This is a genomic window from Pontibacter beigongshangensis (genome assembly GCF_014332515.1).
Classification (GTDB): Bacteria; Bacteroidota; Bacteroidia; order Cytophagales; family Hymenobacteraceae; genus Pontibacter; species Pontibacter beigongshangensis.
The window spans coordinates 1-23,839 of record NZ_VFSD01000005.1 but is presented as its reverse complement, the minus strand read 5'-3'; the positions used below and the strand labels follow the sequence as shown (position 1 = coordinate 23,839).

The 23,839-nt window shown below is 49.8% G+C and carries 18 protein-coding genes; 6 read left to right on the top strand and 12 right to left on the bottom strand.

The genetic code is table 11. The features are described 5' to 3' along the window. Positions 1-536: 536 nt before the first annotated feature. From FJM74_RS06075 to FJM74_RS06065, 3 genes are all read right to left on the bottom strand, one after another. Complete coding sequence (locus tag FJM74_RS06075; RefSeq protein ID WP_187261686.1) at positions 537-1,181, bottom strand: O-methyltransferase; 645 nt, start codon at positions 1,179-1,181, stop codon at positions 537-539. Positions 1,182-1,338: 157 nt separating this feature from the next. Next, positions 1,339-2,571 carry a M16 family metallopeptidase gene (locus FJM74_RS06070; protein WP_187261685.1) on the bottom strand — a complete coding sequence of 411 codons (1,233 nt, stop codon included), beginning with the start codon at positions 2,569-2,571 and terminating at the stop codon, positions 1,339-1,341. Positions 2,572-2,630: 59 nt separating this feature from the next. Next, positions 2,631-3,770, bottom strand: coding sequence for a glycosyltransferase family 4 protein (locus FJM74_RS06065; protein WP_187261684.1), 1,140 nt, complete (start codon positions 3,768-3,770; stop codon positions 2,631-2,633). 197 nt (positions 3,771-3,967) lie between these two features. On the opposite strand from FJM74_RS06065, the gene FJM74_RS06060 reads away from it, so the two are divergent. Both FJM74_RS06060 and FJM74_RS22650 read left to right on the top strand, forming a co-directional pair. After that, positions 3,968-5,266: an aminopeptidase P N-terminal domain-containing protein gene (locus tag FJM74_RS06060; protein ID WP_187261683.1), complete on the top strand. Its 1,299-nt coding sequence runs from the start codon at positions 3,968-3,970 to the stop codon at positions 5,264-5,266. 396 nt (positions 5,267-5,662) lie between these two features. Continuing rightward, positions 5,663-7,129, top strand: coding sequence for an OmpA family protein (locus FJM74_RS22650; RefSeq protein ID WP_187261682.1), 1,467 nt, complete (start codon positions 5,663-5,665; stop codon positions 7,127-7,129). Positions 7,130-7,609: 480 nt separating this feature from the next. Here FJM74_RS22650 and FJM74_RS06050 read toward each other — a convergent pair whose 3' ends face one another. The 6 genes from FJM74_RS06050 to FJM74_RS06025 all read right to left on the bottom strand — a co-directional run bounded on the left by FJM74_RS06050 (position 7,610) and on the right by FJM74_RS06025 (position 12,606). Beyond that, positions 7,610-7,981, bottom strand: a complete 372-nt coding sequence (locus FJM74_RS06050) for a hypothetical protein (RefSeq protein ID WP_187261681.1) — start codon at positions 7,979-7,981, stop codon at positions 7,610-7,612. Between the two features lie 177 nt (positions 7,982-8,158). Beyond that, a complete protein-coding gene (locus FJM74_RS06045) occupies positions 8,159-9,082 on the bottom strand; it encodes an aspartate carbamoyltransferase catalytic subunit (protein WP_187261680.1) in 924 nt (307 codons plus the stop codon). A 7-nt stretch (positions 9,083-9,089) separates the two neighbouring features. Continuing rightward, positions 9,090-9,638: a bifunctional pyr operon transcriptional regulator/uracil phosphoribosyltransferase PyrR gene (gene pyrR, locus FJM74_RS06040; protein WP_187261679.1), complete on the bottom strand. Its 549-nt coding sequence runs from the start codon at positions 9,636-9,638 to the stop codon at positions 9,090-9,092. Positions 9,639-9,958: 320 nt separating this feature from the next. Beyond that, a complete protein-coding gene (locus tag FJM74_RS06035) occupies positions 9,959-11,473 on the bottom strand; it encodes a hypothetical protein (RefSeq protein WP_187261678.1) in 1,515 nt (504 codons plus the stop codon). 151 nt (positions 11,474-11,624) lie between these two features. Then, entirely contained in the window at positions 11,625-12,029 is a 405-nt protein-coding gene (locus FJM74_RS06030) for an EVE domain-containing protein (protein ID WP_187261677.1), read from the bottom strand. Between the two features lie 172 nt (positions 12,030-12,201). Then, positions 12,202-12,606, bottom strand: coding sequence for a hypothetical protein (locus FJM74_RS06025; RefSeq protein ID WP_187261676.1), 405 nt, complete (start codon positions 12,604-12,606; stop codon positions 12,202-12,204). Positions 12,607-13,266: 660 nt separating this feature from the next. Between FJM74_RS06025 and FJM74_RS06020 the strand changes: the two genes are divergently transcribed. After that, positions 13,267-14,970 carry a DNA polymerase/3'-5' exonuclease PolX gene (locus tag FJM74_RS06020; protein ID WP_187261675.1) on the top strand — a complete coding sequence of 568 codons (1,704 nt, stop codon included), beginning with the start codon at positions 13,267-13,269 and terminating at the stop codon, positions 14,968-14,970. Positions 14,971-15,233: 263 nt separating this feature from the next. Next, positions 15,234-16,205, top strand: a complete 972-nt coding sequence (locus tag FJM74_RS06015) for a glycosyltransferase family 9 protein (protein ID WP_187261674.1) — start codon at positions 15,234-15,236, stop codon at positions 16,203-16,205. Here the strand turns inward: FJM74_RS06015 and FJM74_RS06010 are convergent, their stop codons facing one another. Both FJM74_RS06010 and FJM74_RS06005 read right to left on the bottom strand, forming a co-directional pair. Next, on the bottom strand, positions 16,206-17,828 hold the full coding sequence (locus tag FJM74_RS06010) for an IPT/TIG domain-containing protein (protein ID WP_187261673.1): 1,623 nt from the start codon (positions 17,826-17,828) through the stop codon (positions 16,206-16,208). Between the two features lie 74 nt (positions 17,829-17,902). Then, positions 17,903-19,045, bottom strand: coding sequence for an outer membrane beta-barrel protein (locus FJM74_RS06005; RefSeq protein WP_187261672.1), 1,143 nt, complete (start codon positions 19,043-19,045; stop codon positions 17,903-17,905). Positions 19,046-19,149: 104 nt separating this feature from the next. Between FJM74_RS06005 and FJM74_RS06000 the strand changes: the two genes are divergently transcribed. Then, a complete protein-coding gene (locus FJM74_RS06000; RefSeq protein WP_187261671.1) occupies positions 19,150-19,563 on the top strand; it encodes a hypothetical protein in 414 nt (137 codons plus the stop codon). A 326-nt stretch (positions 19,564-19,889) separates the two neighbouring features. Here the strand turns inward: FJM74_RS06000 and serS are convergent, their stop codons facing one another. Further along, positions 19,890-21,164 (bottom strand): serine--tRNA ligase, encoded by a 1,275-nt coding sequence (gene serS / locus FJM74_RS05995; RefSeq protein WP_187261670.1) that lies wholly within the window; start codon positions 21,162-21,164, stop codon positions 19,890-19,892. Between the two features lie 283 nt (positions 21,165-21,447). Between serS and rho the strand changes: the two genes are divergently transcribed. Further along, entirely contained in the window at positions 21,448-23,301 is a 1,854-nt protein-coding gene (gene rho / locus FJM74_RS05990) for a transcription termination factor Rho (RefSeq protein ID WP_187261669.1), read from the top strand. Positions 23,302-23,839: the final 538 nt, after the last annotated feature.

The window sequence follows — 23,839 nt, the reverse complement described above, 5'->3', positions numbered from 1 at the left end:
GCTAATTTATGTGGCAAAAGAAAATAAAAATCTCTACTTTCTGTTTAACGATATGCAGGTAAAGGGCTATTATATAAGCTGTTCTATATATAAAAAGAATATTGCGAAATTAACGGAATAACTCCTTCAATTTAAAATCTGGAGGAAAGATATTTGATATTTTTTTCCGAAGGCAGTGCTGACGGGCTGAGAGCACGTCTGGCAGGATGGCAGCAGAAAGTCTAAGGAGCTGTTTTCGATTATGTTGCTGGCTAGGACAGCCATAGGAGAGGGGAGAGCTTTACTTTCTGGCTGCCTGAAATTATTTGAATGAAAAAGGCCTTCCGGCGGCTTAATTAAGGACGCAGGACAGAGGACTCTTCTAAAGTTAAGAGTTAAAAGTTATGAGTTAAGAGTTGATCTGTGTTTTCCCATTCAACCTCAAATCTCCAACTCACCCCTTCAACAACAAACAATAAGCAACCAACAACTAACTAAATTATTCGAATGAAAATGGCCTTTCGGAGCTACCTATTACTGTTGTGACAAGGGGTGGTTTATAGCTTTCGGGCTACCAGCAAACCATCCCTGACAGGCAGGAGAATGTTTTCTACCCGCGCATCCTGTTGCACCTTTTCGTTGAAAGCTATGACGGCAGCTGTGTCCTCGTCGAGTTTCTTACGGAATTTTTCGAGCACTTTGCCGCTCCAGAGCACATTGTCGGCTATAATGTAACCGCCCGGTGCCACTTTGTCGAATACCAGGTCGTAGTAGTTGGTGTAGTTTATCTTGTCGGCATCCAGGAAAACGATGTCAAACGTCGCATCAATGGTCGGGATGATCTCCATGGCATTGCCGATGTGGAGCCTGATACTGTTCTCCAGGCCTGCCTCTGCAAAATAGTCCAGCACCCGCTCCTCCAACTCTTCGTTTTTGTCGATGGTGTGCAGGGTGCCGCCTGGCTGCAACCCCTCCGCCAGGCAAAGGGCAGAGTAGCCGGTATAGGTGCCCACCTCCAGAATCTGCTTAGGCCGGATCATCTTCGAAAACATGGCCAGCAGGCGCCCCTGCAAATGGCCGGAAAGCATGCGCGGCCGCAGCACGTTCAGGTGCGTCTGCCGGTTAACCTTGTGCAGCAGTTCGCTTTCCGCAGAAGTATGGTCTTCGGCATAACGCTGCAGGTCTTCGTCTATGAATTCCATTTTTTTAATGTGCTGATTTATTAATGTGCTGATGTGCTAATTTACTTAATGTGTTGAATTCGACTTAATGCTAATCACGCTGCTAGCCTTTCAAAATTAAATAACTTAAAATCGAAAGGTGGAAATTAGCACATCAGCACATTAACCCATTAGCACATTAAACAGGTACGTAATTCAGGAAGCTGAGCTGCTCTTCGCGCAGGGTGTCGTTGGCGATATCCTGCAGGTTGCTGGCGGTGATGACTTTTATCTGGTCGAAGATCTCGTTCAGGGTGTCGACTTTCTCCTGGTCCAGAATGCTTTTGCCCATCATCATCATCAGGCCGATGTTGCTTTCTTCGGCCATGGCCAGTTGCCCCATCAGCTGCTCCTTAGCAGTGTGCAGCTGCAGCGAGCCCAGTGGCTTCTCACGGAGCTTCTTCAGCTCTTTCAGCACCAGCGAGGTGGTGCGGTTGAGTTGCTTTTTCTCTGTGCCAAAGTAGATCGAAAGCAGGCCTGTGTCTATATACGTGGCATAATTGGCATCGATGGTATAAACGAGCCCGTGCTTTTCGCGCACGGCCAGGTTCAGGCGCGAGTTCATGCCGGGGCCGCCCAGCAGGTTCACCAGCAGAAAAAACGGAATCCGGCGCTCATCGTTGAGCGCGTACGCCGGTCCGCCCAGCACGCAATGCGCCTGCGAAATTGGTTTTTCGATGGTGACGGTATGCGGGGTGTAGCCGGAAAACGGGACACGCTTGCGCTGCTTGCTGATAACCGGAATCTCAGACAGATACTTCTCGGCCAGTTGCACCACCTTTTTAAAGGGCAGGTTGCTCACAGAGCAGAAAACCAGCGTGTCGGTGCTCAGGTTGCGGTCTATAAAGTTAAGGAAGTCCTGCTTCCGGAAGCCTGAAACGCTTTCTTTGGTGCCCAGAATGTTGTTGCCGAGCGGGTGGTTTTTATATACTACATTGTCGAACTCATCTACAATGGCCTCTTCCGGGGTGTCGAGGTACATGGCCATCTCCTCCAGTATCACGCCCCGCTCTTTCTCTATTTCCTTTTCCGGGAAAATCGAATGGAAGGTGATGTCGGTGAGCAGCTCAAACGATTTCTCGAAATGTTTGTCGAGCACGGAGCTGTAAAGGCAGAGCTTTTCTTTGGTGGTATAGGCGTTTAGCTCGCCGCCCACTGTTTCGAGCCTGTTCAGGATGTGGAAAGACTTGCGCTTGGCGGTGCCCTTAAAGGCCATGTGCTCCCAGAAATGCGCCAGGCCCAGCTGCTCAGGCAGCTCGTCGCGGCTCCCGATATCCAGGATAAAGCCACTATGGGCAATCTTTGTGTGCAGTACTTGCTTGTGAACGATGCGGATGCCGTTCGCTAATTTATGAATATGATAATCAAGCATTCAATCGGAAAATTGGAACACAAAGGTACGCAAATTGTGCCACAAACAGATAGGTGTTCTTATTTTTGGAGCACTTGCCTGTAGATGGCCTGCAGTTGGGCCGCAGTTTGCTCAGGCCGGAACTGCTGTACATGGGCGTAACCTGAGCGTATCATTTGCTGCCGCAGTGCCTCATCCTCGAGCACCTTGCGCATGCTGTTGCCCAGTGCCGCCACATCGCCTGGTGCTACATAGAGGCTTTCGGGCCCTCCTGCCTCCCTGAAGCAGGAGCCGGTAGAGGTAATAACAGGCACGCCACTGTTTAGCGCCTCCACGATCGGTATGCCAAAACCTTCGAACATAGAGGGGTACACGAATAGCCGGGCCAGCTGGAAAATAGCAGGCAGCTCCTGAAAAGGAATATAAGGCAGGAAATGCACTTTCTGCTCCAGCCCATGCTGCTGCACACAGGCCTCGAGCTGCTCCGCATAAGGTGTTCTGCGCCCTACAAACACTATTTCTGCTGTGTCTGGCAGCGAACTGCTGTGCCAGGCCTGCAGTAGCTGGAGCTGGTTCTTCCGCTTTTCAAGGGTGCCCACACTTAGTATAAAGTTGTCGGGGAGGCTGTATTTCTCTTTTACCTGCTGCAGTTGCTGCTGGGAGCATTTTTGGTGAAATGCCGGGTCGCAGTCCTGGTACACCACGCTGATGCGGGAGCTGTCGATCCTGAAGATATCGATCAGGTCTTGTTTCGTTTGCTCCGAAATGGCAATAATGTGGTCACTTTGCCGGCAGGCATACATAACTTTCTGTTTATAAATAAGGCGGTCGAGCGGCTTGTATAACTCCGGAAATCGTATAAAGATGAGATCGTGTATCGTGACGATGCTTTTTACCTTGCTGCGGGGCAGGCCAAAAGGCAGTTCGTTGCTCAGGCCATGGTAAATATCGACCGGGAATTTCCGGAGCGTAGCGGCCATGCCAAAAACACGCCAAAGGGAGGCCATTCTTTTTTGAAGACCGGCCGCCGGCGTTACCACCTGCGTGGTGGCCCCTGCAGGATAAAATGCCTCGAAAAGCGCGGAAATCTTTGGCGTAAACAATAAGTAGGACTGCTCCGGGTAGTGCCGGATCATGCTGGATATCACAAACCTGCTGTAGTTGCCAAGGCCCGAAGTGTTGTTGAAAGCACGTTTGGCATCAAAGCCGATCCTGATCATAAGCTGTCTTTTTCGCTGCAAAATTACACTTTATCTCTGTGTTCAAAAAAAGATCGTATGGCGGGTGGCCCAAAGTGGATTTTAGTTTCTTTAAAATCTGATAATAGTTTATTTAATATATTTGTTCTAAATTTGGGCCGACAAGGAGGGGGGCGCAACATATGGGGTGCCTATTTTATCAAGAAAAGCTATAAAACATGCGATACTTGCCCGTTACGAATCAGTTGTTCATCCGAAACAGACAGAACTTCAGAAAGCAGCTGAAACCTGGTTCTATTGCTATTTTCCATTCTAACGATATCATGCCAACCAATGCGGATGGCACTATGGCCTTCCGGCAAAACAACGATATTTTCTACCTTTCCGGCATTGACCAGGAAGAGAGCATTCTGCTGCTTTACCCCGATTCCAAAGACGAAAAAATGCAGGAAATCCTGTTTCTTCGCGAAACAAATGACCTCATCCTGACCTGGGAAGGCTATAAATTAACCAAAGAGCAGGCTGCTGAAGTCTCCGGAATCAACACTGTTTTCTGGCTCACCGAATTTAAGCAGGTACTTAACGTGCTGATGGCAGAAGCCGAGCATGTGTACCTGAATACGAATGAGCACACCAGAGCGGTGGTGGAGGTAGAGACACGCGATGCCCGCTTTATAAAGTGGTGCAAAGCGCAGTACCCGCTCCACAAGTATGAGCGTAGCGCGCCCATTATGCACCACCTGCGGGCCATCAAATCGGAGGCGGAGATTGAGCTGATCAAAAGGGCCTGCGACATAACTGGGCAGGCGTTCCAAAGGCTGCTCGGTTTTATTAACCCGGGTGTGATGGAATATGAGATAGAGGCCGAGATCTACCACGAGTTTATCCGGAACCGCTCACGCGGGCCTGCCTACACTTCAATTATTGCATCGGGGGCAAATGCCTGCATTTTGCATTATGTTAATAACAACCAGGCGTGCAAAGACGGCGACCTGGTGCTGATGGACTTTGGGGCCGAATACGCCAACTATGCGGCCGACCTGACCCGCACGGTGCCTGTGAACGGTAAATTTACCAAACGGCAGCGCGAAGTGTATGAGGCGGTACTGCGCGTGATGAAGGCCGCCACCCAGATGCTGGTGCCCGGCAACTCGCTGAACCAGTATCATGCGTTTGTAGGCACGGTTATGCAAAACGAACTCATAAACCTGGGGCTGCTGAACGAAGGCGATGTGCGCCACCAGGACCCGGCACAACCGCTCTACAAAAAGTATTTTATGCACGGCACCTCCCACTTTCTGGGTCTCGATGTGCACGATGTCGGTAATAAATACCGGCCTTTTGAAGAGGGAATGGTTTTTACTTGTGAGCCAGGTATTTATATCAGGGAAGAAGGAATCGGTATCAGGCTGGAGAATAATATTCTGGTGACCAAGAACGGACCGCTGAACCTGATGAAGGATATTCCGCTGGAGGCAGACGAAATTGAACAGCTTATGGGCAGGCAGCGCCCCTGACCATTTACCATAAGAAGCGTGGCCGGACTGTGAATATAGGACCCTTTATAGAAGCAGCCAGAAATAAACTTTAGAACCCATTTTTAATTTTTTTTGATGAATTAAAACCTTTTTAAAAACAAAGAGTTGAAATAAGAATCAAATTAGGCGGTAGCTGCGCCAGTGGTGCGGCACCTGCAGCTCTTGGCAGACCTTTGTCAAAGAATATCAAACGCTTAACAACCGTTTAGATATAGGAATAATTTAAGGGCTCTTATGAAAAAAAACTACGGCATTTCATTCTTTTATACATTCCCAGACACCTTAAACGTAACTAAACCTGTTTTTTCAGCTATCCACAAAAACTTACCAGTAAACATGTACGTATTGTCATATCAAAATATATTTCATAGAATTATGCGAACACATTTAACGAAACTAAAAAGTACAATTGCATTCCTGCTTGTATTCCTGCTGTCGGCAAGTACAGCCTTACTTGCACAAAATGCAGATCGGCGCACTAACCTGCAGATATACGGTAGTGCACTCCAATATAAGGGTGAACTGGAAGACCAGTTCTTCGAAAGCAACAGGCTTGAGTGGGGTGGTGGCTTATCACTAAACCGCTACCTGAGCCCTTCTTTTGATCTTGGTTTGCACCTGACCTACGGTGGCGCAGAAGCCAGAATAAACGATCAGAATCACTTTGATGCCAAAATTGGTAGTGCCATGCTTGGCCTGCGTTTGAAAATGTATGGTACCATCTTGAAAGAAGATGCCTTTATAGGCCCATACCTGCAAGTTGCCGGTGGTGGTATGCATGCCAGAACGGAAGGAGCCACTAACGGAGCGGTTTTCGCTGAAAACAGCTTCGTAACGGCTGCTGCCATGGGTGGTGCTGGTATCCGCTTCCGTTTTTCTGATGGTGTGAGCGCCTTTATTCAGACAAACTACGTGTTTACAGGCAACGATGGCTTCGACAACGTTTCTGGTAGCGACAACGATCGTTTCCTGATGCACAATATCGGTCTTGGCTTTAACTTAGGCAAAGCCGCTGATGCTGATGGCGACGGTGTGCCAGACAGAAGAGACAAGTGCCCAGACACGCCAACAGGTGTGCAGGTAGACAAAAATGGCTGCCCTATCGACTCTGACGGCGACGGTGTTCCGGATTACCAGGATCAGTGCCCAACTGAAGCAGGTACTGCTGCCACACAAGGATGCCCAGACCGTGACGGTGACGGCGTAGCTGACAAAGATGATCGTTGCCCGGATGAAGCTGGCTCTGCCGCGATGCGTGGTTGCCCAGACACTGACGGTGATGGTGTGCCAGATCTTGATGACAAATGCCCAGACTCGCCAGCAGGCGTACAAGTTGGCCCGGATGGCTGTACTGTAGACTCTGACGGTGACGGTGTTCCGGATGATCAGGACATTTGCCCTAACACGCCAGGACCAGCTGACAAAGGTGGTTGCCCTGAACTTGATGCCGCTACACTGAAACTGATGGAAGAAAAAGTTCGCTTCGAATTTGATCAGTCAAGAGTACAGGACGGATACCAGCAGTTGCTTGACAGCATTATTGTTGCACTTGAGAAATACCCTGACCATGTACTGTTAATCAAAGGTCATGCTGACCATATTGGTTCTGAAGAGTACAACCAGGCACTGTCTGAGCGTCGTGCACAAGCTGTGAAAGACTACTTGGTATCAAGAGGCGTAAGAAATGCTGACCGTCTCGTGACCAGAGGTTATGGCGAAACGCAGCCACTTGTAAAAGTAAACACGCGTCTGTCTAAAGCAAGAACTGCCAAGGCTCGTTCGCAGAACAGAAGAGTAGGCTTCGAGATGAACACACCGGACATGAAGCTTGACTTACCATAAACATTAACAACTTATAAAGCCAAAAAGGGGCTGCAGATTTCTGCAGCCCCTTTTTTATGTGGTTTTGGCTGTAAACCTAGTGCCTTGGCAAATTCAAAATTAGAAATGATGGCAGCTATGCTTGCTGCTTCTTAAGCATCAAACATTTCTAAAAGCCAAATTGGGGGAGCGCTAGAACTGCAGTAGCGATTTTCATTTGCCGAATGCCTGATTTGAAAATGACCTGCCGAAGCAGGCATGTAGCACCATAATCTTTTAAACATTAGTAAAGCTAAGTCCTGATTCAGAGAACAAGTTTAGCATTTAACATCTGGTATCTAAAAGCAGCAGCTCTAAAGAGCTCCGGAGGGCCTAAAACATTAGCATAATTGGGTACCGATCGTTTTGCTGGCAGCAGGGGCTGGTACAGAAACGCTGGTAAACAGACAGGCCCGCACTCCGGATAGGAGGCGGGCCTGTTTATGTGTTTATTTTTAAACTTTACTTGCTCTCGGCCAGAAAAGCTTCTGCTGTTGTAGTTCCTACATAACCAGCTAACTGCTCCGGTTTAAGAATTCTGGAAGCTTCGGCAAGAAAGGCGTTTGTTAAGCCTTCGAGTTCAGCATTCTCCTGAGTAGCGTTTGCAAGCGCTGACACTTCTTTTTGATATTGACTGTAAAGCGTTTTGAGCAATACATACTGGCTCTCATTAAGCTCCAGTTCTAAAATTAAGTTGCTGTTTACTTCTTTCAGCTGAAGAGCAGCTACAGGAGTTTCTGCCACTGTAGAACCATGTAAACCAGCTGCCATAGCAGACGGAGTAGTTGCGGCAAGTAAGATAGCCGATGCCAGGATAGTAAAATGTTTTTTCATGTTTTTGTTGATATTGAAATAACTCATTAAAAAATGAGAGATAGACAATACCGATGCCAAAAACAAGAAAATGCTCTTATGTTGCTGTATTCGACATAAAGAGCATCTTTTATTTGTTAATTGTCCCAAAATGGGATATGCGGTTTTGTTTTGGGAATAATGCTGTACTTAAACAGCTTATGTTTTTGAAGCCAGCAGGTATAGGACCGCCATCCTGATAGCCACGCCATTTTCTACTTGGTTCAGAATGATGGAATGGTGTGAGTCGGCGGCATCGCTGCTTAGCTCTACGCCCCGGTTTATCGGGCCTGGGTGCATCACGGTAATTTCCTTGTCGAGGCTGTCGAGCAGTTTTTTATCGATGCCGTAGTAGAGCGAATATTCGCGGAGTGAGGGGAAATATTTCATTTGCTGGCGCTCCAGCTGTATGCGCAGCACGTTGGCCACGTCGCACCAGGCAAGGGCTTTGCGCACGTCGAGCTCCACTTTTACCCCCAGCGACTGTATGTGCTTAGGCAGCAGCGTAGACGGGCCGCAAACCATTACCTCAGCACCAAGCTTCTGCAAAGCAAAAATATTGGAAAGCGCCACCCGCGAGTGCATGATGTCGCCAATGATCACCACTTTTTTGCCTGCCACATCACCCAGCTTTTCGCGGATGGAGTAAGAGTCGAGCAGGGCCTGGGTGGGATGCTCGTGGGTACCGTCTCCGGCATTTATAATGTTGGCCTTAATATGGCGCGACAGGAAGTGCGGCGCGCCGGGGCTGGCATGGCGCATCACGATCATGTCTACCTTCATGGCCAGTATGTTGTTGACCGTGTCGAGCAGGGTTTCGCCTTTTTTTACGGAGCTTCCGCTGGAGGAGAAGTTGATGACGTCGGCCGATAGCCTTTTCTCGGCCAGCTCAAAGGAGAGGCGTGTGCGGGTCGAGTTTTCGAAGAAGACATTGGCAATAGTGATGTCTCGCAACGAGGGCACTTTTTTGATGGGTCGGTTCAGAACATCTTTAAAATTATCCGCTGTCTCGAAAATAAGGCGAATGTCTTCTGCTGTAATGTCTTTGATGCCTAACAGGTGCCGCGCGCTGAGCTCTTGCATGTTAAATCTATTCTTCGTTTTTGGTAATTAACCAGATATTATCTTCCTGCGTGTCCTGCCCCTGCCACTCCACCAGCACTCTCTGCGACTGAATGGAGTTTACCCTGCGGCCCACATAAGTGGGTTCTATGGGCAGGTGGCGGCTGTGCAGCCTGTCTATCAGCACCAGCAGTTCCACATTGGCGGGGCGGCCAAAGGCGATCATGGCATCCAGGGCGGCCCGCACCGAGCGGCCTGTGTAGAGCACATCATCTGCCAGTATCACTTTCTTGTCTTCAATCAGAAAGTCGATGTGCGTGGCATTGGCGGTAAGGGGCGTGTCTCTTCTCCTGAAATCGTCGCGGTGGAAGGTGGTGTCGAGGTAGCCGGTAGGTACCCGCATGCCCAGAATGGTTTCCAGGTTGGCCTGCAGGCGTTGTGCCACCTGCCTGCCCCGTGGCTGCAAACCAATAATGACGGAATCAGAAAAATCGCCGTGGTTCTCGATGAGCTGGTGGCACAGGCGCATCACCATAATATCGAGCAGCTGGTGGTTAACGATAAGTCTTTTCTGCATAGCCGGAGTTCTAACTGCAAATATAGAGAGTTCAGCTAAAGAATCTAAAATTTTCGGGCAGGTAATCTGCCTGAGGGGCTTCGCCAAATTAAAAATTAGAAATTCAAAATCTGAAATCTTGAAAAATATGCTTTGATATATTGTTTAAAGGATTTTTAGCTGGAGGCTGCTGATTTGTTAGGAGCATTTTTCTGAAGTCCGGGGCCTGGTTATATCGTGCAAATTATTCTAATGAAAACAGCCCTCCAGGCCATTTTTTGCTGCTGCTGCTGCCACAGCTGGGTGATAGCTTAAAAAGAAGTGAGGTAGGGGGAGGGCTATCAGAAGGCAATTTTATTTATGAAATACACGTGCTGCGATTCGCCGCTTATGCGCCTGATGTGCTGGAACCCAAAGGCTACAAAATTGCCATCGTGCCAGGGAATAATGCCTAGTTGCTCTGTGGTCAGCACTTTTTCCTTTTCGTGGTAGGTGAGAATGTCCAGCTTGTTTACCTCGTCTGAGAATTTTTCAGGTGTCATGATCTGGTAAGCGATTTCTTGTTCGTCCGGATACACCATTATTATTCTTCCGTCAGGGGCGTAGACTATTTCTACCGCAGGTGTAAGATTGGCAGAAACCAGGTTTTTGAGCAGGAATATATTGTCCCAAAGCAGCACCCCGTTCTTGTCGAAACCCAACACTACGGCATGCGTTCTTTTGTACTCTTCGTTTTCGCGCATAGTGTGCCGGAAAAATTGTGCGCCATAGAGGCTCGGGTCCAGGTAGCTGGAGCTTCGGCGCCTTTGCGGGTAGTAGATCTCTGCCGCCAGCATATAGCCCTCGGTGGTTGGTATGAGGTCGTGGAGCAGCATGCGGTAGCGGTTAGCAGGTTGTTTTCCGGCCTCTATTCTATTTCTTTCGCGCCGGCGGGTGCGCTCTTCGCGGCGTGGCGACATAAACTTAAAAAAGTTTTTAAGCTGGACAAAGCTGTAGAACTCCCCGTTTACTACCTGCGAGGCCACCGGAGAGGTGAAAAATCCGTTGCTGAGCTGAAAGCCGGAGGTGCTGTACGAGCCGATGAGCAGCCTGGAAAGCGTATCGACAGGGGTGACTTCGGCGGTGAGCAGGTTTTTGTTGTCTTGCTGCAGAATAAAGTGGTTGCTGATGAGTTCACCCTGCACGTTAAAGCTCTTTACCTGCAGGCGCGAAATCTTATTGTTAGATTCTGTGAGCACCACATCCATGCGCTGGTGCTGCGGTACCGGCTGCAGGTCCGAGAAGGTAGATTCGTCGCCGTAGGTGGCCGGCAGGAGCTTCACCAGGTTGGGCGCAGGGTCCACGTAGAGCAGCAGCGGCTTAAAGTCTCTTTTGCTGGTGCCTATCAGAAAGTAGCGGCCGTGCAGCACGCTAAACTGAAATAGGTTCCGGATAGGCTCCAGGGTGTGGGTGGTGGCAATGGCATCTCCGGTCAGGGAGTTTAATCTCAGGAACTTATACTTTTGATCGTTTGTGCCGGCAAAGACCATATACAGGTAAATACCTTCGCTGTAGCTCAGGATGTACTGGTCTTCAGGTGTCAGGTCGTGGGTGCAGCTCCAGACCCTGTCGAGCTTTGCGTTGAGCCGCTCAAAAGTATGGGTGGCTTTCCTGTTCCAGAGGTCTGTTTTTTTGCTGTAGAGCAGCAGGCTGCTGTCGGCCAGCGGAAAGAGCTCAAACTCCATGTTATCGGAGCCGTACTCTATTTCCAGGCGCACGGGCTGCATCGGGCCCTCCTCCTCCTCCTTTTCCTGTGCGAGTAGGGGAGGGGCAGCCAGTATAAAAAAAAGAAACAGCAGTATACGTATTCCGGTCATAAGAAAATCTCTCTTGGTAGATACCATACATACCATGCAATTACCCCGATGTGGCTGTAGTAAGAACATCAGGGGTACCATCAGGTTCACACCTGTGTTAGGAGGCTGGCGAAAGAGAGTGCCGGCAGGGGCTGGTGCCGCTACAGGGCCGCTAATTTCCTAACGACAGCAGCACATCAAACTCTTCCGGGCTCAGGGGCATTACCGACAGGCGCGACTGCCGGAGCAGGCCGATTTGCTCCAGCCTGGCATCTTTCTTTATTTGTTCCAGTGTTACGGGGGCTTTAAAACCACGTTCGGGCACCAGGTCTACGGCCATCCATTTTGGGTCGTCGGCGGTTGGGTCCGGGTAAGCCGGGCGGTCTACTTTGGCAATGCCGACTACAGCCTTCTCCGATACGCTGTGATAAAAAAGCACCAGGTCTCCCGGCTCCATCTTCTGCAGGTTGTTGCGGGCCTGAAAGTTGCGTACACCGTCCCAGCTGGTTCGGCCATCTTTTACCAGATCTCCCCACGAATATGTGTCAGGCTCTGATTTTACTAACCAGTATTGCATTTAATTTAAAACGAAAATAGTATGTATGAATTATCCAGTACGTAAATTAAGCTGCATCCTGTTGTCCGAATCATAATATTTCGGATGTTTGTCATATTATGAGAAGGAAAGCGGCACAAAGGTTCGCTTTTGCCCGGCTGCATCACAACCGGCCTCCAGCCTGAAACAAGGATTATTCGGCCGTGGTAAGCGGAATCTTTTTTACCTTCAGCACCTTATCCCTGATCGAGACAATTTCCAGGCTGTAATCCTGTAGGGCGGGTTTTTCTTCTCTGAAGCGGATGTGCAGCTCTTTGTTACCGCCGTGTGTCCATTGCCCGACATGCTCCTCCAGCCCATCGGTGGGTGCGATCAGGTATTCCTTAAACACGCCATTGTCTTCTATCGCGAAGCCTGTTCTGCCCCGGGAGGGCGGAAAATCAAATGTATTGGGCCTGTATACCAGCGTGTCGCCTTCGTCCTCCTCGAAAGAGTGGAGCCAGGTAACCTGCAGCAGCTCCCGCTCCAGTTTCTCTGTACGACAGGTGTTGGCTAACAGGGCGAGGCACAAGAGGCTTAGCAACAATACGTTTTTCATAGCAGACGGCGATAGGCCCAGTGGTAGGGCATTTGTTCAGGCTAATATAGCAATTCATCTATCAAGTATGGAGCTTCGCCGGATTAAAAATTAGAAATTCAAAATTAGATATGTTGACAAATCTGTTTCCAGAGCAGCACCCGAGGCATTTTGTAGCTGATTTTTTTATTATTGCCTTACCGATTGGTGCTCTCGTATTATAAAGACGGGTACAGTGTTAAACCTGCAGCAGTAACCTCTGGAGGGCTGTTTTTATTCAAATAATTGCTGGTTACGTATTGCTGGTTGTTAAACTGTTGGTTGCTGTTCTCTCCACCTAATTTTTTTGTCCTACTCTTGCCCATCTGTCAAGGAGCTTGTGGGCGAGCGGCAACTGCCTCTGGGTAGTAGAATATCCTGTATGTCCTTACATCCTGCAAATCCTGATTTAGACAGAACAGTCCTGCCAATTGTATCCTTTTCAGTAGCAGCAGCAAAGCCTCCGGAGGTCCCTTTTCATTACAATAATTCAGATTTAACCTTATCTGAGCATGCTACTATTCTGATTCTGGCAAATTATCTCTCTCCGAGTAGAAACAATCGGTGGCTCCTTTTGACGTCCACCTTCTGGCTGGTACGGGGGCTTTTGTTATCTTTGTGCTAACAACCAAAACCCGCACTTTGGAAAACAAGAAGATCATAAGACTCTTTAAGCTCACGGCTGAGCTCATGGAGCTGCACGACGAGAACCCGTTTAAAATCAGATCCTATGGCAATGCTGTGGCAGCGCTCGAACTGGTGGAAGAGCCCCTGGAAGGCAAGCGCCAGGCAGAGCTGGAGAGCATAAACGGTGTAGGCAAAGGTATAGCCGCCAAAATAGTGGAGTTGAACGAAACGGGCTCCTTTGCCGAGCTCGACCAGATGCTGACCGCTACACCGCCCGGTGTGGTGGAGATGCTGCGGATAAAAGGCATCGGCCCCAAAAAAGTGCGGGTCATCTGGAAAGAGCTGGGCACCGAAACCGTGGAGGAACTGCTGGAGGCATGCGAGCAGGACAAGCTGAGCAAAATTAAAGGCTTCGGAGCCAAAACGCAGGAGAACATCCGGCAGGCAGTGCTCTTTACCCAGCAGAACCGGGGCAAAATGCTCTATGCCGAAGCCGAACCGGGCGCCACGGAGCTGTTGCAGGCAATCCGTGAAGCCCTGCCGGAGGCGCAGGTGGAGCAGGTAGGGGCCATCCGCCGCCGGCTGGAGATTGTGGAAAAACTGCAGTTTGTGGTGGCAACCGCCGCTCCGGCAGCCGCCGCCGAGAAACTAAGCCAGGTCGACGTACTGCAGCAGCAGGAGCAGCAGTCGGGGCCGCTGGTGTGGCGCGGCAGCCACACTGTTACTAACCTGGAGACGGAGATAAAGCTCGTGCCGGAAAGCAAATTTGCAGCCGAAGTGCTGTTGCAGTCGGCTGCGGTGGCGCATATAACCACAGTTGTGGCAGACGGTAAAAGCCTCTTAACCCTGGCCCGTGGAGGTGCGTATGCCACGGAGGCAGACATTTACAAAGCAGCCGGCATGGCCTACGTAGAGCCAGAGCTGCGCGAAGGCACCACCGAGCTGCAACTGGCGCTGGAGAACAAGCTGCCCAACCTGCTGGAGCTTGACGACCTGAAAGGCATCCTGCACAACCACAGCACCTACTCCGACGGCGCCAACACCCTGGAGCAGATGGCCACCTACTGCCGCGACCTCGGCTACGAGTACCTCGGCATCTGCGACCACTCCAAAACAGCCTCTTATGCCGGCGGCCTGCGCGAGGGCGATGTGATGCGGCAGCAAAAGGAGATAGACGAACTGAACCAAAAGCTGGCTCCTTTCAAAATATTTAAAGGCATAGAGTCCGATATTCTGGGCGACGGCTCTCTGGACTACGATCCGGACATCCTGGCCAGCTTCGACTTTATTGTGGCCTCCATCCACAGCAGCCTGAACATGGACGAGCAAAAAGCCACCGCCCGCCTCATCACCGCCATCGAGAACCCTTACACCACCATGCTCGGCCACCCGACAGGCCGCCTACTGCTGCGCCGCGAAGGTTACCCGATCAACCACAAAGCGGTGATAGACGCCTGCGCGGCCAACAAAGTCATCATCGAGATTAACGCAAACCCCTGGCGCCTCGACCTGGACTGGCGCTGGGTGCAGTACGCGCTCGAGCAGGGCGTTATACTGAGCATAAACCCCGATGCCCACCACACCAGCGGCTACCACGACATGCGCTACGGCGTATACATGGGTCGCAAGGGAGGCCTCACCAAAGAAATGACTTTCAACGCCAAATCTGCGGAAGAGGTGGAGAAGTATTTCAGGGAGCGGAAGGAGCAGATACGTTGAAATTGTGAATGATTGAATGAGTGGGTGAGTGAATGTTTAATAATATTCAGCGCACGCTATAGTGGCTCAGGAGCGATTATGCTAATGAAAATGGCCCTCCAGAGGCTGTAGTTTCTGCTGTTGCTGCTGCAGTTCACCACTTTATGAATTTTGGTCAGGCCTGCTTAAAGCGCTTCTTGTGCCAGACTTTTCCTGTCGCTAACTTAAAGTGCTCTGCTGCAGACGCCTAATTAACATAAATAAAAATCCAGATTTAACACCCAATGCCCAAAATACTCATCCTCCGTTTCTCCTCCATCGGCGACATTGTGCTGACCACGCCTGTAATCCGTTGCATTAAGCAGCAGGTGCCGGGGGCGGAGGTGCATTTCTGCACCAAGCAGGGCTTTAGGACTATACTGGAAAATAACCCTCATATAGACAAGGTGCATGTGTTGCAGGGCAGCCTGAAGGAACTGGTGCAGGAGCTACAGGCCGAGAACTTCGATTATGTGGTGGATCTGCACAACAACCTGCGCACCCGTGTCATCAAGTTCCGGCTGGGCAAGCCGAACAAAAGCTTTAACAAGCTGAATTACGAGAAGTGGCTGATGGTGAACCTCAAGCTGAGCATGTTGCCTGACGTGCACATCGTAGACCGCTACCTGGAGGCAGCATCTGCCTTGGGTGTGAAAGACGATGGCAATGGCCTGGATTACTTTATACCGGCCAAAGACGAAGTAGCGCTGGAGTCATTGCCGGAGCCTTTCCGGCAGGGGTACACCGCCTTTGCCATAGGCGCACAGCACTTTACCAAACGGTTGCCAACCAAGCGCATCGTAGAGCTCTGCGAGCGCCTGCAGCGACCTGTTGTGTTGCTGGGTGGAAAAGAAGACGCAGCAACCGGCAATGAAATAGCCTCTTATTTTGATGCAGCTTTAGGAAAGGCCGGCACAGTAATTTACAACGCCTGCGGCCAGTACAACCTCAACCAGTCGGCCTCGCTGGTGCGGCAGGCGGAGCAGGTGGTGAGCCACGACACTGGCCTGATGCACATTGCCGCCGCCTTTGGCAAAGACATCATCAGCGTGTGGGGCAATACCATTCCGGAGTTCGGCATGTACCCATACCGCACCAGCTATAAGGTGCTGGAAGTAAAGGGGCTCAGCTGCCGCCCCTGCTCCAAGATCGGCTACAGCAAGTGCCCCAAAGGGCACTTTAAATGCATGTGGGATATTTCCTTTGATGCTGTTTGATCAGGGGGTGTAGGAGTAGAATTGGCTGTCGCCATAGCTCCCGGCTAGATAACTGCCAATATAAAACTTATTCGCTGTGCTAAAACCTGTGAATCGGAGGTACTGGTTGTTCCCATACTGGTGAGGGAAATAAGCTACCTTCTTCCAGACTTTCGTATCAGCCTCATATTGGTGTATAAATTGATTATCTGTCTTAGATAGAAGGAAGAGTTTTGAATCACCTATGGTGATAGCAAAAGGTTTACTTATACTATGCGTAATCTCCTTTTCCCAGGAATTACTTGTCTGGTTAAAAGAAAATATGTCCTGGCCAATTAACAGATGCGCCTTGCCTTTTAGAATAAAGGTATTGCCGGCAGTTACATATCCCGGTAATTGATTTTGAGCCACAACCTGCTGTGTGGCCGGATCATACTGCCAGAGTGTATAGTTATCGTTGCGTGAATTGATGCCGCCACCAAAATATATTTTGCCATCTAAAACAAAGCTCGCTGCGTTATGCACCGAAAAAGGAAGGTTGTCAAGTTTTTTCCAGGTGTTTAGACTGAGATCTAATTCCCAAACCTCGCTGTACCTGGTACTGTGCAAATAGCCCCCAATTACATAGGCTTTGTCGCCAACCCGTTCCCAGATAGGGGAGTTTCGCCAGGGCGCATTACTTTCAGTTTTCCAGGTTTTAGAAGCCGGATGGTAACTCGTGATATTATAATAATCATAAAAATAGCCTTTCCCGTTTACTTCAAAGCCTGGTCTGTATTCAGCATTATAATTTAATCTTAGGTAGGTTTCTTCTTTCAGGTTGGTTGAAACCGTGAAATTGACAGGAGATGTGGCCGTGCCTTTGTCAGTGGAAAGAATAAGGGGGAAAGGCCTGTCAAAATAATCATAAGTATGCGTAGGTACTTCAAGTTTTACCTTCGTGTCGGAAGAAGAGAGGATTTTAAAAGGTTGGTGATTAAGCGAAATCTGCAGGTTATTTCCTTCAAGATCTTTTCCGAAAAGCGTTAAGGTGTCGCCGGGTAGGCCATGAGATCTGCTCAGGCGTGTTATTTCCGGCCCCCATATCCTGAAATGCTGATCAGATTTACCTTCTACTCCATTTATAACCACACGAAGCGGGAAAGACCCATAAATGCCCCACGTATAAACCCGAACAATAATTTTGGTTGGGGTCGAGGATACTACGTTCAACTGCATACCGCCAATATATACGCGCACCTTGCTCTTGTCTACCGGAAAGCTGGTGCCGGTAATAGTGACTTCTGTACCAGAGGGACCTTCTTTGGGAGAGAAGTCTGTAATTACGGGGGCGCTGGTGATCAGGCTTTTTGCCTGCACCAGATCGCTATACACCGTTTTGTCGCCTACCAGAGCATAGGCCCTGAATTCATAAACAGTGTTTTTTTCCAGGTGATCTTTTATCTGATAACTGAATTTAGTGTCAGATGCAGAGGGAGCCTTTACCCTGATTTCCTCCTTAGAAAAATCCCTGAGCTTATAGGCAATACCAAACTCAGTTACCGCAGTTCCGCCTGGTGAGGTAATTTCTGCCGTCACGCTTATTCCTGCATTATCTGTTGTCGCACTACTGATGTTGAGAAGCGGGTAAGGGGTCTGACTCAAAAAATCTTTCTCTTTTGCGCAATGGCACAGGCTAAAGCAGAGAACGAGCAGGAGGCAACGGGTAAAATATGGTCTCATAAATTAACACTAACCCTAACAGATTGATTGCTTACATTGAAATACCTGCTATAGCTCTTCGATTGGCTGAATTGCAGCGACAGGTAATGCTTTGGCAGGAAAAAATAGCTGATGCCGGCTCCTCCTTCGAGGCCAAGCATAGCTTGCTTTACAGAGAATCCCGGCTGCTCCGAAACATACACCTTCTGGCCTTCCAGTACAGCTTGCCTGCCTTGGCTGTCGTGCTTTAGGTGGTAAGTAAAGGTGGGGCCAGCATTTGCAAACAGCCGTAGTTTAGAAAAGCTAAGCGTATATTTCGGCATAAGTGCCAGCCGGGCATAGTCCAGGTTCAGCCTCATGTCGTAGCGGGTGTTCTGCGATTCCACTGTCTCCGCAAACCGCATTTTGCCGTAGGCTGCCTGTGTCAGAAAAGACCAGTTGTTAAAGGCCCAGAAAGGGAAGTCTGCATAAACTCCTGCGCTCATATTCGCGGAGGTTGCCTGATCCAGCTTTTGTATGGCTTTGTAAGTGGTAAACTTGGCTGGCGTGAGTGTTGATGTATTAAAGCTCACAAACAAGCCAATATGGGTAAACATAGTTGTTGGTGATTTTCCTGTGTCCAGGTTTCTGGCAAAATACCGGACTGGCTGCGGTTTGGGCCGGAGCAGATGAAAGTCGCTGTTCCACCTGGTAGCTGGGGCAGAGAGTGAGGTGATGTGAGCGGCAACAGTCTCTTTGCTAAGTGGCTCCATCGGATCGCTGTTTCTATAAAACGTTTTCTCGCTGTGCAGGTAAAAAAGCGAACCTCTGAGAATTTCCTCTACAAACACACGGCGCGACTCCCCTTCCAGCACGACAGTATTAGCCAGGTATTTGATTCTGTCGGCATCAATTCCAAACTCAGTCAGTTCGTCTGCCGTGTAGGTTGTAAGAGTCCCGTGGCGGCCCGTGCTAAACGCCACCTGAGCAGGTTGATTCTTGTTAAAGTATAGAAAGCCCTGGGTATAGATATTGTCTTTCACGATAAAGCCTTTGGCCTCATCTACTTTGTTAAAAGAGGGAAGGCCGAACTTAAAAGCCTGTCCATAACTATCCGGAGCTGATAGGCAAACGATTAGCCACAACAAGGCCGCTGTGGCTATCCTTTTAAATGAAAACATGGGGAAATGTGCTATGTTATAAACGGCGGCAATATAAAGATAATGCGATAATATTGACTGGAAAAATATTGTATTTTTGCGGTGGAATTTCAAAAGACTGGAGTATGTCAAAATTTAACCTAAGCTGGCAGGAATCGGATGTTCAGTTTCTGGAAGCCCTGCTGCTGGCTACCGGCGGAGACGGCGGGGCACCCCTGCAGGAAGTCCTGCTCATGAGCGACGCCCTGGATGGCGTGGTCTTGAGCCTCCAGGAAGTAGAGGATGGAGTCTTGAGGCTGCTTTCTGCCGGGTTTATAGCAGTCCGGAAAAACAAGCTGTCGCTGTCGCCTGAGTTTTTGCTGGCCTACGAAGAAATAACGCTGCGCGAAGGCATGGAGGAAGACGATACCAAGCCCCTCCTGAAACTGCTTCAACAGCACAGCCTGGATGAGCAGCACCTGGAGGAGGTGAAAGCCTCCATACTTAAAAAGTACAAGCTCAAAGAGCAGTACCGGCAATACCTGGAGCAGTTTGGGTAATGTGCTGATTTTTTAATGTGCTGATGGGACAAAGGCCATTAAGTTAAAGAACTAGACTGTTGCATGGTTAACTCATTGGTCTGGCCTCGCAGCGTGCGCAGCTCCTGTGAGTGTCTGGAGCATGGTAGCATAAACGGTAAATTACAAGGTAGGCCAGAGGTCCTGTGTCTTATGTCCTTTTAAGCAGCAGCAAAACCTCTGGAGGGCCTTTTTCATTCAAATAATTGGCTAAAGTCCATAAAACAGGGAAGAGCTTCTGATTTGCACCAGAAGCTCTTCCCTGTTTTAACTTTAGATATGTATTAATTTATTACTGCATCAGCACATTACCCAATCTTCTCAAATCCAAGGTAAGGGTGCAGAACCTTGGGCATATTAATGCCATCCGGTGTCTGGTTATTTTCCAGAATGGCGGCTACAATGCGGGGCAGGGCCAGGGCGCTGCCGTTGAGGGTGTGCAGTAACTGGGTTTTGCCGGTCTCGTTCTTGTAGCGCAGCTTCAGGCGGTTGGCCTGGAACGTCTCAAAATTACTGGCAGAGCTCACTTCGAGCCAGCGGCTCTGGGCGGCAGAGTACACCTCCATGTCGTAGGTGAGGGCAGAAGTAAAGCCCATGTCGCCACCACAGAGGCGTAGCACGCGGAATGGCAGCTCCAGTTTCTGCAGCAGGCCCTGTATATAGCGGCTCATGTCTTCCAGCGTCTCATAAGACTTCTCCGGAAGCGTAATCTGCACAATCTCTACCTTGTCGAACTGGTGCAGGCGGTTGAGGCCGCGCACGTCGGCCCCCCACGATCCGGCTTCTCTCCTAAAGCAGGGCGTGTGGCCGGTGTTTTTTATAGGCAGCTGCTCCACTGGCACAATAGTATCGCGGTACAGGTTGGTAATGGGTACTTCGGCCGTCGGGATCAGGTAGAGGTTATCGGCGGTGGCATGGTACATCTGGCCGTCTTTGTCGGGCAGTTGGCCGGTGCCGTAGCCGGAGGCCTCGTTTACCAGGATCGGGGGCTGCACCTCCATGTAACCGGCCTGTATGGCCTCGTCCAGGAAAAAATTTATGAGCGCCCGCTGCAGCCGTGCCCCCTGTTTTTTATACACCGGGAAGCCGGCACCGCTAATCTTGTTGCCGAGCTCAAAGTCGATGATGTCGTACTTCTGGATCAGTTCCCAGTGGGGCAGTGCCCCCTCGTGCAGTTGCGGTATGTCGCCGTGCTGCAGCACTACCTCATTGTCTTCGGCCGATCTGCCAGCTGGCACACTTTCGTGTGGAAGGTTGGGCAGCCTGTACAGCGCTTTTTGTACTTCTTCCTCAATGGTGCTGAGTTGTTCGGCCAGCGATTTTGCCTGTTGCTTCAGTTCCGAAGTCTGGGCTTTGTACGATTCGGCTTTTTCGCGCTCGCCATTTTTCATCAGCATTCCTATCTCTTTGGAGATGCTGTTGGCTTTTGCCTGCATGTCGTCGTGCTCGCTCTGCACCTGACGGCGCTGCTGGTCCAGGTCCAGCAAGGCGGCTACCTCCTGGGCAGCGTTTTTGTAGTTTTTCTTGTTTAAGCCTGCCACTACCAGGTCGGTCTGCTCTCTTAAAACGGTTAGCTGTAGCATCGTTTGTCGTTAAATAGAGGTACAAAAATATACTTTTTTGGGTAGTATGCCGCTTTTCTAAAATCTTTTAGGCAAATCTTGAAACATTTTTGATAAAAAACACGCTAATATTTGTAAATTAAGCTGTATTGCGATAACATTGCGGTACAAATTGAGAAGGCGCGTATCCTGAGCCTCACATACTCTTTCACAACCGAACCTTTTTCCTATTCTAATATAAAATCTCTCGCTGCGTTCGCACAAGCGCACCTGGCAAGTTAAGCTAACTACCATACCATTATTTATGTACAATATTGAAGAATTGAAAGATAGGCTTCTTTCAGAGCTCAAGGAAATTGCTGAAGACCTGGGTGTTAAAAATTTCAGGAAATTGAGTAAACAAGACCTGATCTATAAAATACTTGACCAGCAAGCCGGTACCCCTCCCGAAAAATTGCCAAAAAAAATCAAACAGACTCCCAGCGCTGTTACTCCAGAAGAATCTCCAACTCCTGAAAGTACAACTAATGAGCAGGCAGCCCCTGCCCCTGCAGCAGCAGCTCCTGCCCCGGCAGCAGAGGCCCCTGTGCCAGCACCTGCACCAGCCAAAGCAGGCCCTGTAGCTAAAAAGCCAGCCCGGGCCAACGTAGCCCGTGCCGAAGCGCAGCCCCAGTTATTTGTTCCGGCAAAGGCGCCTGCCAAAGACCATGGCCCTCAGCAAAGAGAGCGGGTGCAGGTCCGCCGCGATAACCGCGAGCAGGCAGTAGCCGAACCGCGTGCTGAGCGCACTGAACCGCGTACCGAGCGCACCGAGCCCCGTGCTGAAGGGGTAGAGCGGGCAGAGCGGAGCGAGCAGCGGCAGGAACGGCCTGAACGAAACGATAACCGTGAGCCACGTGCCGAACGAAACGAGAACCGCGCTGACGCCCGCCCAGACAACCGCGAGCAGCGCGACTTTAACAGAAGCGACAACCGCAGTACTGATAACAGTCCGCGGAGGGCTAACCAGCAGATAAATGCCAGCACGAGCAATTTTAAGGAGTTCGACGGAATAATCATAAATGAAGGTGTGTTGGAACTGATGCAGGATGGCTACGGCTTCCTGCGGTCCACGCATTATAATTACCTGGCCAGCCCCGACGATATTTACGTGTCGCCCTCCCAAATAAAGCTTTTCGGCCTGAAGACCGGCGATACCGTGAAAGGACAGATACGCCCTCCGAAAGAAGGAGAGAAGTATTTTGCCCTCCTGAAAGTTGAAACCGTGAACGGACGAACAACTGAAGAGATCCGCGACCGCATTCCGTTCCAGCACCTCACACCACTTTTCCCGGATGAGCGCCTGAAACTGACAGGCCGCCCAAGCCAGCTCTCTACCCGTATACTGGACCTGTTTGCCCCCATCGGTAAAGGCCAGCGTGGTATGATTGTGGCACAGCCAAAAACTGGTAAAACCGTGTTGCTGAAAGAGATAGCCAATGCTATTTCTGAGAATCACCCGGAAGTTTACCTCATGATCCTGCTCATAGACGAGCGCCCGGAAGAGGTAACAGACATGGCCCGCAGCGTGAAGGCAGAGGTAATTTCCTCTACGTTTGATGAGACTGCCGAGCGCCACGTAAAAGTATCGAGCATAGTGCTCGACAAAGCCAAGCGCATGGTAGAGTGCGGTCACGATGTGGTGATCCTGCTCGATTCCATTACCCGTCTGGCCCGCGCCTATAACACTGTAGTTCCTTCGTCAGGCAAAATCCTGTCGGGTGGTGTAGATGCCAATGCCCTGCACAAGCCCAAGCGCTTCTTTGGTGCTGCCCGTAACGTAGAAAACGGCGGTTCGCTTACCATTATCGCCACGGCCCTGATCGACACAGGCTCTAAGATGGATGAGGTTATTTTTGAAGAATTCAAAGGTACCGGTAACATGGAGCTTCAGCTGGACCGTAAGCTGGCCAACAAGCGTGTGTACCCTGCTATTGATGTGCCTGCCTCCGGTACCCGCCGCGAAGACCTGCTCATGGACCGCGACGAACTGAACCGCGTCTGGATCCTGCGCAAGTACATGTCCGATATGAACGCCATCGAGGCCATGGAATTCCTGAAAGACAGAATGACCGGCACGAAGAGCAACGAAGAGTTCCTGATCTCGATGAACAGTTAGTGCTTCGCTAAATTAAAAGAGATTCAAAATTTGAAATTGCGGCCCGTTTGCTCCTGTAGCAGACGGGCCGCTTCTGTTTGGATGACGCAAAGTAGCAGTCTTAGAATTATTCTAATGAAAAAGGCCCTCAGGAGGCTTTTCTGCTGTTGCTCTGTTAGTTGGTAGGTAGTAGATGTTATACTTTTCTCTGCCTCAGGATGATGATAAGTTATAATCCTGATCAACCCTCCAACAAATAAAACAACAAAAGTTGTATTCCTGCCGCAAGCTGAAAGCTCGCGGCAGTGGTATTTCTTATCTTTCTGCGCCCAGCACAGGGGGATGGCAGCAATGCATAATTTTGTGAGGGATCAACCATTTAACCAGGAAGCAATCAATAATCAGCAATTATTCCAATAAAAATGGCCCTCCGGAGTTAAACTTGTAGGGAAAAGCAGCGTGCACCAGCGCAAAATCCAGGGAATAGAAGCCTTATTTTTCCCTGCAAGATGAGTTCAGGAGGTTCTGCTGCTGCTCCTGATAGGCGATTGGATGTTAA